The sequence below is a fragment of the Variovorax sp. GW821-FHT06D12 genome (assembly GCF_059419205.1).
Genome location: NZ_JBWKRI010000009.1, coordinates 136897 through 151409 on the forward strand (window position 1 = coordinate 136897; position 14513 = coordinate 151409).

At 70.3% G+C, this 14513-nt stretch carries 14 protein-coding genes; 6 read left to right on the forward strand and 8 right to left on the reverse strand.

Annotation, left to right across the window (positions count from 1 at the left end):
• Positions 1-5 precede the first annotated feature (5 nt).
• From AC07SQ_RS25695 to msrA, 6 genes are all read right to left on the reverse strand, one after another.
• Positions 6-1223 carry an OmpA family protein gene (locus AC07SQ_RS25695; RefSeq protein WP_495271753.1) on the reverse strand — a complete coding sequence of 406 codons (1218 nt, stop codon included), beginning with the start codon at positions 1221-1223 and terminating at the stop codon, positions 6-8.
• Positions 1223-1606 (reverse strand): hypothetical protein, encoded by a 384-nt coding sequence (locus AC07SQ_RS25700; RefSeq protein ID WP_495271754.1) that lies wholly within the window; start codon positions 1604-1606, stop codon positions 1223-1225. Before AC07SQ_RS25700 ends, AC07SQ_RS25695 begins: the two co-directional genes overlap by 1 nt.
• A gap of 254 nt (positions 1607-1860) precedes the next feature.
• Positions 1861-2811 (reverse strand): AEC family transporter, encoded by a 951-nt coding sequence (locus AC07SQ_RS25705; RefSeq protein ID WP_139702887.1) that lies wholly within the window; start codon positions 2809-2811, stop codon positions 1861-1863.
• 43 nt (positions 2812-2854) lie between these two features.
• Complete coding sequence (locus tag AC07SQ_RS25710; RefSeq protein ID WP_495271755.1) at positions 2855-4951, reverse strand: TonB-dependent receptor; 2097 nt, start codon at positions 4949-4951, stop codon at positions 2855-2857.
• 83 nt (positions 4952-5034) lie between these two features.
• Positions 5035-5430 (reverse strand): hypothetical protein, encoded by a 396-nt coding sequence (locus AC07SQ_RS25715; RefSeq protein ID WP_495271756.1) that lies wholly within the window; start codon positions 5428-5430, stop codon positions 5035-5037.
• A 19-nt stretch (positions 5431-5449) separates the two neighbouring features.
• The gene (gene msrA / locus AC07SQ_RS25720; RefSeq protein ID WP_159270836.1) at positions 5450-6001 is read right to left on the reverse strand and encodes a peptide-methionine (S)-S-oxide reductase MsrA; all 552 of its coding nucleotides are present in this window, start codon (positions 5999-6001) and stop codon (positions 5450-5452) included.
• 103 nt (positions 6002-6104) lie between these two features.
• Between msrA and AC07SQ_RS25725 the strand changes: the two genes are divergently transcribed.
• The 4 genes from AC07SQ_RS25725 to AC07SQ_RS25740 all read left to right on the forward strand — a co-directional run bounded on the left by AC07SQ_RS25725 (position 6105) and on the right by AC07SQ_RS25740 (position 9478).
• Positions 6105-6782, forward strand: coding sequence for a TetR/AcrR family transcriptional regulator (locus tag AC07SQ_RS25725; RefSeq protein WP_159270835.1), 678 nt, complete (start codon positions 6105-6107; stop codon positions 6780-6782).
• Between the two features lie 94 nt (positions 6783-6876).
• Positions 6877-7554 (forward strand): protein-L-isoaspartate O-methyltransferase family protein, encoded by a 678-nt coding sequence (locus AC07SQ_RS25730; RefSeq protein ID WP_495271757.1) that lies wholly within the window; start codon positions 6877-6879, stop codon positions 7552-7554.
• A 16-nt stretch (positions 7555-7570) separates the two neighbouring features.
• Entirely contained in the window at positions 7571-7924 is a 354-nt protein-coding gene (locus AC07SQ_RS25735) for a rhodanese-like domain-containing protein (protein WP_070062458.1), read from the forward strand.
• Between the two features lie 24 nt (positions 7925-7948).
• On the forward strand, positions 7949-9478 hold the full coding sequence (locus AC07SQ_RS25740; RefSeq protein WP_495271758.1) for a TolC family outer membrane protein: 1530 nt from the start codon (positions 7949-7951) through the stop codon (positions 9476-9478).
• A 16-nt stretch (positions 9479-9494) separates the two neighbouring features.
• Here the strand turns inward: AC07SQ_RS25740 and AC07SQ_RS25745 are convergent, their stop codons facing one another.
• A complete protein-coding gene (locus tag AC07SQ_RS25745) occupies positions 9495-10886 on the reverse strand; it encodes a 3-deoxy-D-manno-octulosonic acid transferase (protein WP_369629673.1) in 1392 nt (463 codons plus the stop codon).
• Positions 10887-10893: 7 nt separating this feature from the next.
• Positions 10894-12276: a phosphomannomutase/phosphoglucomutase gene (locus AC07SQ_RS25750; RefSeq protein ID WP_062469990.1), complete on the reverse strand. Its 1383-nt coding sequence runs from the start codon at positions 12274-12276 to the stop codon at positions 10894-10896.
• A 110-nt stretch (positions 12277-12386) separates the two neighbouring features.
• Here AC07SQ_RS25750 and AC07SQ_RS25755 point away from each other — a divergent pair, with 110 nt between their 5' ends.
• Together AC07SQ_RS25755 and AC07SQ_RS25760 are read left to right on the forward strand one after the other, a co-directional pair.
• Positions 12387-13991, forward strand: coding sequence for a DNA-3-methyladenine glycosylase 2 family protein (locus AC07SQ_RS25755; protein WP_495271759.1), 1605 nt, complete (start codon positions 12387-12389; stop codon positions 13989-13991).
• Positions 13988-14485 (forward strand): methylated-DNA--[protein]-cysteine S-methyltransferase, encoded by a 498-nt coding sequence (locus AC07SQ_RS25760; protein ID WP_495271760.1) that lies wholly within the window; start codon positions 13988-13990, stop codon positions 14483-14485. The genes AC07SQ_RS25755 and AC07SQ_RS25760 overlap by 4 nt, the downstream gene beginning before the upstream one ends.
• Positions 14486-14513: the final 28 nt, after the last annotated feature.

Genomic DNA, 14513 nt, shown 5'->3' on the forward strand with positions numbered 1-14513 from the left:
CTGGCTCAGGCCTCGCAACCGGCCACCTTGAACTCGACGCGCCGGTCCAGCGCGTCGCTCGCATCGTCGGCGCCCGTGCCGACGATGTTCTCGCGAAAGCCCATGCCGGCTTCGCGCAGCTTCTTCGACAGCGGCGGCGCCTCGCCCACCAGCCGCGCCTTGACGCTGGTTGCGCGCTGCAGCGACAGCCGCTCGTTGACCGCCTCCGAGCCCGTGCGGCTCGTGTGGCCCGTGACCACCACGCACGACTCGATCTGCGCCGCCTGCCGCGCGATCTGGCGCAGCCACATCGGGTAGGCCGCGCTGATCTTCGGGTCGGCCAGGAAGTCGGTCGAGCCCGGCTTGAACAGGAACTTGACACTCAGGTTGTTGCTCTCGAGCCCCAGCCGCGCCAGTGTGCCGAAGGTGCGCTCGGCATCGGCCGTGCGGCCCAGCTGCGACTGCGTGAGGTACAGCCCGCTGTAGATGCGCAGCTGCTGACCATCGGACCGCTTCGACGCGGCCTCGTAGCGGTTCAGGGCCTCGCTCATGCGGCCGGCCTCGTAGGCGGCGGTGGCCTCCTGCAGCACCGTGGCGGTCGGCAGGCGCTCCAGGTACAGCGCGTCGGCGGCCTGCCCGGCCGGCGTCTCGGCGGTGCGGATGTAGCCCTCCACGCCGCGGTCCTTGCCGTTCACGGGGCTGTCGCGGAAGAAGGCGGTGGGCCGTGTGTCGAGCGAGGCATCGCTGATGCGCGCCACCGACTGCGCGATCACCATGCCGCTCTTGATCTCGGTCATGGCGAGGTTCAGCCGGTACGGCGCGCCCGAGGCGTCCTTGTCGCGCACCAGCGTGCCGTTGAGCACGTACTGCGCGTTGCCGATCTCGTTGGCGTTGAACGGCGTCACGGTGAACTGCTTGAACTGCGCCTGCATGCGCTGCACGATGCGCTGCTCGGCCACGCGCGTCACCTCGGTCTGCTGGCCGCTCGCGCCTTCGAGCAGCGGGTCGATCACGATGCGCCGCTGCGTCAGCGTCGACTCCACCTTGGCCAGGAAGGCCGGCAGTTTCTGGGTCTGCACCATGAGGTCGTCGACCGCCTGGGTGACGGCCTGGTCGAAGGGCATGGCGCTGCTGGACGCGGGGCGGTGCGCGCAGGCGGCGGCCAGCAACGCGGCGGTGCACAGCGCCAGCACGCGCCACAGGGTGCGGGGGGCGGCGGTGTTGGTGGTGGTGGTCGTGGTCATCAGCACTGGCTCCTCAAAATGGTCATGTCCTGGTCGGACAGCGGCTCGCCGACGGCGGCGCGCATGTTGATCTCGCTGCAGCGTTTCGAAGGCGCGGGGCGGCGCTCGACGGGTTCGCGATGCGCCTCGGGCGCTGGGGCCGGGGCTGCGGTGGCGGTGATCTGCGGGCGCGGCTTCGGCGCGGGCCGCACGACGGCGGGCTTGGGCTCCGCTTCCTTGGCCGGCGGCGCCTCCGCCGGCACGGGAACGGCCAGGCAGGGCGTGCGGCATGGCTTGGCCTCGCCCGCCGCATGCGCGCGTGCGCCGTACAGCGCGATCACCGTCGCGACCACCGCCGTCACTGCAAGGGCAAGGGGCGAAACACGCGCCGGGTAGATCGTCATCAGCCGGCAAATGTAGGGGCGCGAACGCCGCTCGCCAGCCCACCAAACGGCCACCCCTGCCAAACGGCATAGGGCTAGCGCTGTCGCTCAGTCGGGCAAAAGTTCGCGAAAACGCCGGAATCCGGCGCGCCATGAAACTGGCGCGATTCAGTCGTGGGACACCGCAGAACCGGCTTTGCCGGGCTGCTGGTGTCGCCCCCGGTAGGGGGTTGGCGTAGCGACACGAAGTGCGCGAAGCCTGGGGGCGAGCTCCTTCATGGCAACCACTGCACCCAGACCATCACGAGCGTGAGCGTGCCCAGCGCCAGCACGGTCGACACCGCCACGCTGGCCGTGACCAGGTCTTCTGCGCTGCGGTAGCGCTGCGAGAACAGGAACACGTTGGCGCCGATGGGCAGCGCCGCCGCCACCACCATCACGGTGAGCGGAATGCCGCGCACGCCCAGCAGCCAGCCGATGAGCGCCACCAGCAGCGGGTGCACGAGGTTCTTCACCAGCGCCTGCACCAGTGCGCCGCGCCAGTGGCGCCCGATGGGCGTGAGCGCGAGCGTGATGCCCACCATCACCAGCGCGACCGGCCCGAAGGCCTGGCCCAGCAGCTGGATCGGCTTGTCGATCACCTCGGGCATCACGAGGCCCGTCTGCGCGAACAGCAGGCCCGCAATGATCGGCAGCGGCACCGGATGGATGATGGCGTTGCGCAGCGCGCGCCCCACGGTGCGCGCCATGGAGCGCCGGTCGGCACCGCTCACCGCCGCATGCTCGCGCGCCACGGCCAGCTCGAGCACCACGGTGGCGCTGGTCATGAGCACGAGCGAATGCAGCGAGATCAGCGTGAGCAGCACCACCATGCCGGGCTCGCCGTAGGCCAGGCCGATCAGCGCGATGCCGATCATCACGGTGTTGCTGTAGGTGTTGGCCAGCGCGAGCACCGCGCCCGTGCGGTTGAAGCCGCGCCACGCGAGCGTGGCCGCGAACAGCAGGCCCGAGGCGATGAAGTACGCCGCCACGGGCTTCAGGCTCAGCTGCTGCACGTGCACCGTGCTCATGGCGCGGAACAGCAGCGCGGGCGCGAGCAGCAGGAAGATGAGGTTCGACAGGTCTTTCACCGCATTGCCGCCGATCCACCGGCGCCGTCCGGCAAGGTAGCCGGCGGCAATGAGGAGAACGACGGGCAGCAGGGAAGAAATGACGAACGAATTCACCCGGCGAGGATAGCGCGCGCCCGTCGCCCGGAAGGCCAGCGCGTCAGAACGTGACGCGCAGGCCCACCTTCAGCGAACGCCCCGGCAGCGGCGCCTTCGGGAACACCGTGGTCGTCAGGATCGAGGTCGGCGTGTAGGCCAGCGTGTTCCCGATGTTGTCCATGCGCGCGTACCAGGTGAGGTTGGCGCGCTGCACCTTCATGCGGTAGCTGATGGACGCGTTCCACAGCGTGTACGCGTCCGTCTCGCGCGCGCCCACGCTCGGCACCCGGCGCTGCGCCGCGTTGTAGTCGAAGCCGACGCGCGCGGTCCACGGCCCGTTGCCGTAGGCCAGCGTGGCGCCCAGGCGCAGCGGCGCGATGCGCGGCAGCGGCTCGCCGGTGTCGAGGTTCTTGGCGCGCACGATATCGCCGCGCCACTCGAGGTCGAGCGTGCCCGCGTCGGCCATCCGCGCGAAGCCGTCGGTGCCCAGCAGCCGCAGGTTGCCGTTGGCCTCGATGCCGGTGAAGCGCGCGCGCATGCCGCCGTAGCGGTACTCGGCCAGCGTGTCGGTCGCTTCGGGGTCGGTGACGACCTGCCCTTCCTCGTCGAGCGTGCGGCCCGACGCGGTCAGGCCGATGTAGTTGCGAAAGCGCGTGACGTACGCGTTCACGCGGGCCGTGTTCGGGCCCGACTTCCACTGCGCGCCCAGGTCGAAGCCGGTGGACTTTTCCTTGCCCAGGTTCGGGTCGCCCACTTCCCAGGCCGCCGTGGCCACGTGCGGGCCGTTGGCGAGCAGTTCGTAGTCCTTCGGTGCGCGCTCGGTGTAGGCCAGGTTCGAGGTCAGCTGCCACTGCGGCGTGAGATTGACCAGCGCGCCGAGCGCCGCGCTGTGCGGGTTGAAGGTGCGCTCGCCGATGGCGAAGCGCGTCACCGACAGGTCGTCGGGGTAGCCCAGCGAGCGCACCGTGACCTTCTCGGTGCGCGCGCCGAAGCTCAGGCGGCCCCACGAGGTGCCGAGCTCTTCGTGCAGGAACAGCGCGTTGGAGCGCGTGCGGCTGTGCGGCGCGAAGGCCTCCGAGCCGTCGGCGGCGAAGCGGTTGGTCTCGCGGCTGAAGCCGACCAGGCCTTCGAGGTTGCCGATCTTCTCGTGCCGCGCCTCGATGCGCAGGTCGTTGCTCAGGTTCGAGAAAGTGGTGCCGGCCTCGCGGCCCTCGAACTCGGTGTGGCGGTAGTCGGTGCGGCTCACCTTGGCGTGGATGCTGCGGATGAAGCCGCCCGGGCGCCATTCGCCTTCCAGCGCGTAGCGGTCGGACTTCATGCCGATGGTCACGTCATCCTCGGCCACGGTGCCGTAGTTGCTGCGGTAGGTGCTGGCCGAGGCACCGATCCAGCCCTGGCTGAAGAAGAGCGTGCCGCCGACCGCGCCGCCGTTCGCCTGGTTCTCTGAATTGCAGATGCGGCGCGCGAGCGACGGGCGCCCGGGCTTGCTGCATTCGAGGTCGATCGGCACCGACATGTCTTTCGAATCGCGGTTGAAGGCGTCGACGTGCAGGGCGAAGCGGTCGTTGCCGCCTTCGAGCAGCACGCCGCCGCTCTTTTCCTTGTTGCCGCTGGCGTAGCCCAGTTCGGCACGGCCGCCGAAGCCGTTGATGGGCTCGGTCGGGATGCGGTTGTCGATCACGTTGACCACGCCGCCCACGGCGCTGCCGCCGTACTGCAGCGCCGAGGGGCCGCGCAGCACCTCGATGCGCTCGGTCACCAGCGCGTCGACGGGCACCGCGTGGTCGTAGCTCAGGGCCGAGGCGTCGGGCGCACCGCCGCCGTTCTGCAGGATGCGGATGCGGTCGCCGTCCTGCCCGCGGATGCTGGGGCGGCTCGCGTTGGGGCCGAAGTAGCTGCTGCTCACGCCGGGCAGGTTGTTCAGCGTTTCGCCCAGCGTCGATTCGGAGCGCAGCAGCAGCTGGTCGCCCGACAGCGAGGTGGTCGGCGCGATCAGGTCGCTCGCGCCCAGCGGATTGCCGGTGACGGTGACCTCGCGCAGGCTGGTGGCGTCAGCAGTCGGGGCGGCAGCGGTGTCGGCGGTCTGGGCCAGGCTCGCCACCGAGGCGAGCGAAAGAACGGCAGCGCCGATGGCGTTGCGACGGAATTGGGGGGTCATGAAGAAGGAACACTCGTTGAATCGGGGAACGACCGGCCGCCCTCACCCGCCCGAAGGGGTGCAGCAACCGGAACACGGGGGATTCAGCGAGTGGACGGCGGGCCGCGCGCGTCGAAGAGCGCGACCCAGCGGGCGATGGCTTCGCCCTGCAGATAAGCAAACGTGGCCGCCGGCAGCAGCATCGGCAGCACCACCAGCGGCACGCCGGGCACGCCCGTGCCGTGCGCGAGCTGGTCGTACAGGCGGCAGTCGGCGTCGTCGTGCACGCCGAACAGGCTGGCCAGCGTGTGGCCGCTGTCGTGCCGGTGCGCGGCCTGTGCCTGCGCCGCCGCAGCAGCGGCGGGCAGGCCTGGCACGTGCAGCGAACGGTGCATGAGCCCCATCGTGCCGGCGAACCAGAGCGCGAACGCCAGCGCGACGACGAGCGCGCGGGTGGCGCGCGTCATGCAGGTCGGGGTCTGGCGCAGGGTGGCGGACACGGGGCGTGAAAGAAGAGGCTCAGGCCTTGACGCGCGAAGCGAAGGTCTTCTGGAACTTCTCGACCTTCGGGCCGACCACGAACGCGCAGTAGCCCTGGTTCGGGTGGTTCAGGAAGTAGTCCTGGTGGTAGGCCTCGGCCGTCGAGTAGTTGGCCAGCGGGGCGACCTCGGTCACCACGGGCGAGCTGTAGGTCTTGCTGGCCTCGATCTCGCGGATGACGGCGTCGGCGACCTCTTTCTGGGCGTCGCTCGTGATGTAGATGCCGCTGCGGTACTGGGTGCCGACGTCGTTGCCCTGGCGGTTGAGCGTGGTGGGGTCGTGCACCACGAAGAAGATCTCGAGCAGCTCGCGCAGGCTGATCTGCGCCGGGTCGAATTCGAGCTTCACGACCTCGGCATGGCCGGTGCGGCCGGTGCAGATCTGCTCGTAGCTCGGGTTCAGGGTCTGGCCATTGCTGTAGCCCGATTCGACGTCCAGCACGCCCTGCACCCGGTCGAACACCGCCTCGGTGCACCAGAAGCAGCCTCCGCCGAGCACGATGGTTTCGGTGGGCGACGGTGAGGAAGACATGGCGCGGCTCCGGGTGGGTTGGAAAAAGCGGGGACCGGTATTGTCGCGGCTTGACGGGCTGGATGCCGGTCACTACATTACTAACCCGTCAGTCATTAACATCATGGCCTCCCCCCGTTCCCTCGTCGACAAGTTCTGCCCGCTGCCGTCCAAGCGCGAGCGGCGCAAGGAAGCGCGTCCGGGCGAGCTGCTGGCAGCGGCGCTCGACCTGTTCGTCGAAAAGGGCTTTGCCGCCACCCGCTCGGAAGAAGTGGCGGCCCGTGCCGGCGTGTCCAAGGGCACCCTCTTTCTTTACTTTCCGAGCAAGGAAGAGCTGTTCAAGGCCGTGGTGATCGAAAACCTCGGCGGCCGTTTCACAGAGTGGAACGCCGAGTTCGAGGCCTTCGAGGGCACGACGGCCGAGATGCTGCGCTACTGCATGAACGTCTGGTGGGAGCGCGTCGGCCTGACCAAGGCCTCGGGCCTGACCAAGCTGATGATGAGCGAAGGCGGCAATTTCCCCGAGCTGGCGGAGTTCTACCGCCAGCAGGTGGTGCGCCCCGGCCACGACCTGCTGCGCCGCATCCTGCAGCGCGGCATCGACCGCGGCGAGTTCGTGCAAATGGACATCGACCACGCCATCTACTCGGTGGTCGCCCCCATGGTGTTCCTCATGCTCTGGAAGCATTCGGCCATGGTCTGCGTCGACGGCGTGAGCACGCTGGACCCCGAAAAATTCATCGCCACCCAGTGCGAAACCGTGCTCCACGGCCTGTGCGTGCGCCCCGGGAGCCCCGCATGACGGCCATCGGATGGCCGACTGGCGCGGTGGCGTCATCGGCGCGACCTAAAATTGAAGGTTTGTCCCGTCCAGAGCCTTCAAGGAAAGCCACGCCATGAACCCCACGCCCACCCTCGAGCGCTTGCGCTTCAACATGATCGAACAGCAGATCCGTCCCTGGGACGTGCTGGAGTCGGACATCCTCGAGCTGCTGGCCGAGATTCACCGCGAAGACTACGTGCCCGACGCGCACCGCACGCTGTCCTTCTTCGACATGGAACTGCCGCTGCTCGACGGCTCGGTGCCCGGCGAATTCATGTTGTCGCCCAAGGTCGAGGCCCGCACCCTGCAGGACCTGCACATCCAGAAGCACGAATCGGTGCTCGAGATCGGCACCGGCTCCGGCTTCATGGCCGCCCTGCTCGGCGCCCGCGCGGCCCAGGTGCTGTCGCTCGAAATCAACCCCGTGCTGGCCGCCCGCGCCGCCGAGACGCTGCGCAACAACGGCGTGACGAATGTCGAAGTGCGCCACGCCGACGGCGCCGTGCCCCTGGCCAGCGGCCCGAGCTTCGACGTGATCGTGCTCAGCGGCTCGGTTGCGCGCATTCCGCAGAACCTGCTCGGTTCGCTCAAGGTCGGCGGCCGCCTGTCGGCCATCGTCGGCGACGAGCCCATGATGCGCGCCCATTTCGTGACCCGCACCAGCGAAAGCAAGTGGGAGACGATCCAGCCCTGGGACACCGTGGCGCCGCGCCTGCTGAACTTCCCCGAGCCCTCGCGCTTCGCCTTCTGACCGAGCGGCCCACCGAATGATCGATCAAGTCCGCCCCGCCGACCTGGCCGCCTGGTTCGCACAGGACGCCGACGCCGCCCCCGTGCTGCTCGACGTGCGCGAGCCCTGGGAGCTGCAGACGGCGAGCGTCGCGCCGCAGGGCTTCACGCTGGTCGCGATCCCGATGAACGAGATCCCCGGCCGGCTGGCCGAACTCGCCGCCGGCGACGGACAGCCCGCGCCCCGCATCGCCTGCCTGTGCCACCACGGCGCCCGCAGCCAGCGCGTGGCCGCTTTTCTGCACCAGAACGGCTTTGACTCGCTCGCCAACGTGGCGGGGGGCATCGACGCCTGGTCCGCGCAGCACGACCCGAGCGTGCCGCGCTACTGATTCTTTCCCTCCCAAGGACGTTCAATGCCTCCCAGGCCCCGGCTTCTGCCTCTTTCCGCAGCCCTCGCAAGCGCCATTGCGAGCCTGCTCGCACTGCCGGCCCAGGGCCAGACACTGAACGAACTCTACGATTCCGCGCGCGGCTTCGACGCCACCTACCAGGGCGCGCGGGCCCAGTACGAGGCCAACCTGGCGCGCGCCGCGCAGGCCAAGGCGGGCATCCTGCCGGCCGTCGGGCTCACCGCGGGCGTGAACCGCAGCAACCTGGACATCGACACCCTGACCGGCACCGGCCGCGGCACCAGCGCCTCGCGCGACTTCACCACGCAGAACGTCGGCATCAATGCCACGCAGCCGCTGTACCGCCCCGCCAACTGGGCCACCTACGAGCAGGGCAAGCGCCAGGCCGAGGTGGCGCAGGCGGTGCTCACCATCGCCGAGCAGGACCTGATCGTGCGCGTGAGCCAGGCCTACTTCGACGTGCTCGCCAGCCAGGACAGCCTGGCCCTGGTGCGCGCGCAGAAGGTGGCCGTGGCCGAGCAGCTGGCCTCGGCCAAGCGCAACTTCGAGGTCGGCACCTCCACCATCACCGACTCGCGCGAGGCCCAGGCCCGCTACGACCTCGTGATTGCCCAGGAAATCGCCGCCGAGAACGACCTGCAGGTCAAGAAGGTGGTGCTCGACCAGCTGGTCGGCCGCCCGGGCAGCGTGCCCGTGCCGCTGGCCGCGCCGGTCGTGCTGCCGACCGCGCAGCCCGCCGACATCAACGCCTGGGTGGCGCAGGCCGACGAGGTGCATCCGGCGATCCGCCAGGCGCGCCTGGGCCTGGACGTGGCCGGGCTCGAGGTGCAGAAGGCGCAGGCCGGCCACAAGCCCACGCTGGACGCCAACCTGGGCTACAACGTCACGCGCAACCCGACCGGCACCAGCACCAGCACCGTGGGCACGCGCGTCAACGCCGCCACGGTCGGCGTCACCTTCAACCTGCCGCTGTTCGCGGGCTTTGCCACCGAGAACCGCATCAAGGAAACGCTGGCCCTCGAAGACCAGTCGCGCAGCGTGCTCGAGGGCACGCGCCGCAGCGTGGCGCAGGCCACGCGCGCGGCCTACCTCGGGCTGGTGTCGGGCGCCGGCCAGGTGAAGGCGCTCGAAGCGGCCGAGTCCTCCAGCCAGAGCGCGCTCGACGCCAACAAGCTGGGCTACCAGGTGGGCGTGCGCATCAACATCGACGTGCTCAACTCGCAGAGCCAGCTGTTCCAGACCAAGCGCGACCTCGCGCAGGCGCGCTACAACGTGCTGCTGGGCAACCTGAAGCTGCGCCAGGCCAACGGCACGCTGACGACCGACGACATGAACGCGATCAACGCGACGCTGGCACGCAACGGCAGCACGCCTGCGGTGCCTGCCGCGACGACGGGTGCGCCCGTGGTGCCCGTGACGCCGCCGGCCATTCCGGTGGTGCCGCCGGTGCCGGTGCAGCCGTTCAACCCGCCTGCGCCGACGATGCCGTCGGCACCGCCGCCGCCGGTGATCCTGAACCCGCCGGTGCGCTGACCCGGCAACGGGTCGCTCAATCCAGCGTGGGTTCGGCCCGCGCCGCTTCGGGCGGCGCGCCGTCGTCGCCGGCCACCGGCGTCGTCACCGGCTCCGCCGCCTGCGCAATCGCCAGCACCGCCGCCGCCGTGCGTTCGGCCGCGCCACGGTTCGACGACGAGAAGGCCAGCGCGGCCTGCGCCATCACGGCGCGGCGCTCCGGGTTCTCGACCAGCTTGAGCGCCGCCGTCACCGCCTGCTCCATGCCCTCGACGCGCAGCGACGCGCCCGCCGCGAGCGACAGCTGCGCCGCCTCGGCGAAATTGAAGGTCGAAGGGCCCATGACCACCGGGCAACCGCAGGCCGCCGGCTCGATGAGGTTCTGCCCGCCCAGCGGCTCGAAGCTGCCGCCGAGCAAGGCCACGTCGGCGAGGCCGTAGTACAGCGCCATCTCGCCCAGCGAATCGCCGAGCCAGATCTCGGCCTCGGCCGGCTGGCCGGCCGCGCTGCGGCGTGCCACCGCAAAGCCTTCGGCCTCGATGAGCGCCGCCACTTCGTCGAAACGCTGCGGATGGCGGGGCACGATCATCCATTGCACGTCGTGCACGCGCTTGGCGATCGAGCGGATCGCACCCTGCTCGGGCGGCACCGGAGAGGTGGCGCCGAAGCGCTTGAGCACCTCGAGCAGCAGCCGCTCCTCGCCGTCGCGCGAACTGGCCAGCACAACCATCGGGCGCGGCAGATGCTCGCGCAGCGAGACGGCCGTGGCCAGTTGCCGCGCGTCGGGCGTGGCGTCGAACTTGAGGTTGCCGTAGATCCCGGCCACCTTGGCGCCCAGCGACACCAGCCGGTGCGCATCGGCCTCGGTCTGCGCCCAGACGGCGGCGAGCGCCGAGTACGCCGGCCGCGCCAGCCCGCTGAGCCGTTCGGCCGCGGCGCGCGATTTCTCGTTGAGCCGCGCATTGGCCAGTACCAGCGGAATGCGGCGCTCGGCGCAGGCGGCGGCCATCTCGGGCCAGACCTCGGTTTCCATCAGCACGCCGATGCGCGGCTGGAAGCGGTCGAGAAAGCGGGCGACGGCGCCCGGCGTGTCCCACGGCTGCCAGACCTGCGTGTCGCCGGGCTCGAGCAGCTTGGCGCCCTCTTCGCGGCCCGTGGCGGTGCCGTGCGTGAGCAGGATCGGAATGCCCGGGTACTGGCGCCGCAGTTCGGCGATCAGGATGGCGGCGGCGCGCGTCTCGCCCAGCGAGACGGCATGCACCCAGCACTGGGCAAAGCCGGTGGTGGCGTCGTCGTAGTGGCCGAAGCGCTCCTCGACGGCCACGGCATAGCCGGGCTCGGCGATGGCGCGGCGGCGCAGCTTGCGGCGGACCAGCGGTTGGACGGCGGTGGTGAAGACGCCGTAGAGGCGAAGCAGCAGGGAACGCACAGGTTCTTCAGTGGGCAGCAGCGGCCAGCGTGGCGTCGGGCTTGACCGTTCGCAGCACCGCAAGCATCTCGGTCTCGATGCGTTGGAGCGCCGCCTCGGTCTGGCCTTCGAAGCGCAGCACCAGCACGGGGGTGGTATTGGAAGCGCGGATCAGCCCGAATCCATCGGGCCAGTCCACGCGCAGGCCGTCGATGGTCGAGACCTGGGCGGGCGCGTCGAAGCGCGCGTTCTGCACGAGCTGGGCGACCAGCGCGTGCGGCTCGCCTTCGGCGCAGGCGACGTTCAGCTCGGGGGTCGAGAAGCTGGTGGGCAGCGCATTGAGCACGGCGTTCGCGTCCGGGTGCTTGCTCAGGATCTCGAGCAGGCGGCAGCCGGCGTAGGTGCCGTCGTCGAAGCCGTACCAGCGCTCCTTGAAGAAGATGTGGCCGCTCATCTCGCCGCCCAGCGGCGAATCGATTTCCTTCATCTTCGCCTTGATGAGCGAATGGCCGGTCTTGTAGATCATCGGCGTGCCGCCCGCGGCCTCGATGGCCGGCGCCAGGCGCTGCGAGCACTTCACGTCGTAGACGATGGTGCCGCCGGGCACGCGCGAGAGCACGTCCTGCGCAAAGAGCTGCATCTGGCGGTCGGGGAAGATGTTCTGGCCGTCCTTGGTGACGATGCCCAGCCGGTCGCCGTCGCCGTCGAAAGCCAGGCCCAGCTCGGCCTGGCCCTTGGCCAGTTCGGCCATCAGGTCCCGGAGGTTGTCGGGCTTGCTCGGATCGGGGTGGTGGTTGGGGAAATTGCCGTCGACTTCGCTGAACAGCTCAACCACGTCGCAGCCGATGGCGCGGAAGATGGCCGGCGCGGTCGCACCCGCGATGCCGTTGCCCGAATCGACCACGATCTTCATGGGGCGTGCCAGCTTGATGTCGCCCACGATGCGCTGCACGTAGGCGTCGGTGACGTCGACCTTGCGCACGCTGCCGCCGGGCGCCAGCGTGGCGCTGCCGTCTTCCATGGTCTTGCGCAGGCCCTGGATCTCGTCGCCGTAGATCGCGCGACCGGCCAGCACCATCTTGAAGCCGTTGTAGTCCTTCGGGTTGTGGCTGCCCGTGACCTGGATGCCGCTGGTGCACAGCGTGTGGGCCGCGAAGTACAGCATCGGGGTCGTGACCGCGCCGATGTCGATCACCTCGACGCCGGTGGCGACCAGGCCGTCGATCAGCGCGTCCACCAGCGCCGGGCCCGACAGGCGGCCGTCGCGGCCCACGGCCACCGCGGTCTCGCCGGCCGCGCGTGCTGCGCTGCCGAAGGCACGGCCCAGCGCCTCGGCCACTTCGACATCGAGACTGAGGGGCACGACGCCGCGGATGTCATAGGCCTTGAAGATCGATGCGCTGAGCTGCATGAAGGGCGGGGTCACTGTTGGTTCGGAGTCGGGCATTGTAGGCAACGCGTTGTAGACATCGATGTCCGAAAACGGCCAGTTGAAACGAGTCGAAACCGTATCATTTCCCCATGTCTACCGCCCACGCCCCCACCGAAGTGCTCGAGAGCGACGCCTGCTACCTGGCGATGAAGACGCACGATGCGCGCTTCGACGGCTCGTTCTTCACGGCAGTGACCTCCACCGGCATCTACTGCCGGCCGGTGTGCCGCGTGAAGCTGCCGCGGCGCGAGAACTGCCGTTTCTTCCGCCACGCGGCCCAGGCCGAGGCCGCAGGCTTTCGGCCCTGCCTGCGCTGCCGGCCCGAGCTGGCACCGCGCGCGGCCAGCTGGTCGACCGAAGACGCCTCGCGCATCCTCGCGCTGCAGGCGGCGCGGCTCATCGACGAGCCCGACGCCTGGGCCGAGGAAGGCCCCGGCGCGGCGCAGATCGCGGCCCGCCTGGGCGTGAGCGACCGCCATCTGCGGCGCATCTTCGAGGCGCAGTTCGGCGTGTCGCCGCTGCAGTACCTGCAGACGCGCCGCCTGCTGGCCGCCAAGCAGCTCATCGCCGACACGCGCCTGCCGATGACGCAGGTGGCGCTGGCCAGCGGCTTCGCGAGCGTGCGGCGCTTCAACGCGGCCTTCGTGGAGCACTACGGGCTCAACCCGAGCGCGCTGCGCCGCGCGGGCGGCACCGAGGGCGGCGAAGGCAAGGCCATCGAGGTGCGGCTGGGCTTTCGCCCGCCCTACGACGCGAACGCCATGCTCGGCTTCTTCGCACGGCGCGCGCTGCGCGGCGTGGAGACCGTGCACACCGCCGACGGCAAGGAGCCCGCCAAGGGCAGCACGCCGACCTACGTGCGGCTGGCGCGCACGCTGCGCGTGCAGCAGGGCGGGCAGACGCACGCCGGCTGGCTGCAGCTGCGCTTCGACCTCGAACGCGAGCAGGTGCTGTTGGCCGTGAGCGATTCGCTGGCCGCGGTGCTGCCCATCGTCATCAGCCGCGCACGCGCCCTGTTCGACCTCGACGCCGAGCCGATGGCCATCAACGCCGCGCTGCACGCCGCCTTTCCGCACGGCGACGGGCTGCGCGTACCGGGCACGGTCGACGGTTTCGAGCTCGCGGTACGCGCGGTGCTGGGCCAGCAGATCACCGTGGCCGCGGCGCGCACGCTGGGCTCGCGGCTGGTCGAGGCCTTCGGCGACGCGATCGACACGCCCATCGACGGCCTGAGCCGCCTGTTCCCCACGCCCGCCGCGCTGGCGGCGGCCAGCGGCGATGCGCTCGGGCAGCTGGGCATCGTGCGCCAGCGGCAGGCCGCGCTGCAGGCCATCGCGCGCGAAGTGGCCTCGGGCCGGCTGGCGCTGCATGCGGGCGCCGACGTGCCCTCCACCCTCGCGGCGCTGCAGGAACTGCCCGGCATCGGCGCCTGGACGGCGCAGTACATCGCGATGCGCGCGCTGCGCTGGCCCGACGCCTTTCCCGCCGGCGACGTGGCCCTGCAGAAGGCGCTGGGCGTGACCACCGCGCGCGCCGCGGGCGAAGCCTCGCAGGCCTGGCGGCCCTGGCGCAGCTATGCGGTGCTGCGGGCCTGGCACACGCCGCCCGCGCCCTCTGAACCGGCACCGGCCGCCGCGCCGATCGCCATTTCTTCCGACCTCGCAACGGCAGGCCCCGTGCCTGAAAGACCATGAAATTCAAGCGCACCGTCATCTACACCTCGCACACCGAAACGCCGCTGGGCGGCGTCACGATGGCCGCCACCGACCAGGGCCTGGCCGGCGTCTGGTTCGACCACCAGCGCCACTGGCCCGACACCACGGGCTGGCAGACCCAGGACGACCACCCCGCGCTGGTCGAGGCCGCCGCGCAGCTGCGCGACTACTTCGCGGGCCGCCGCAGCCACTTCGACATGCAGCTCGACCTGTCGCACGGCACCGCCTTCCAGCAGGGCGTGTGGCAGGCGCTGCTGGCCATCCCGGCCGGCGAGACCACGACCTACGGCACGCTGAGCCAGCGCGTGGGCAACCCGGCCGCGGTGCGCGCGGTGGGCGCGGCGGTCGGGCGCAACCCGATCAGCGTGATCGTGCCCTGCCACCGCGTGCTCGGTGCAGACGGCTCGCTGACCGGTTACGCTGGCGGGCTCGAGCGCAAGACCGCCTTGCTCGACCTCGAGACCGGCAAGTAAGACAGAAGAAAACACCGCCCGCGGCGCA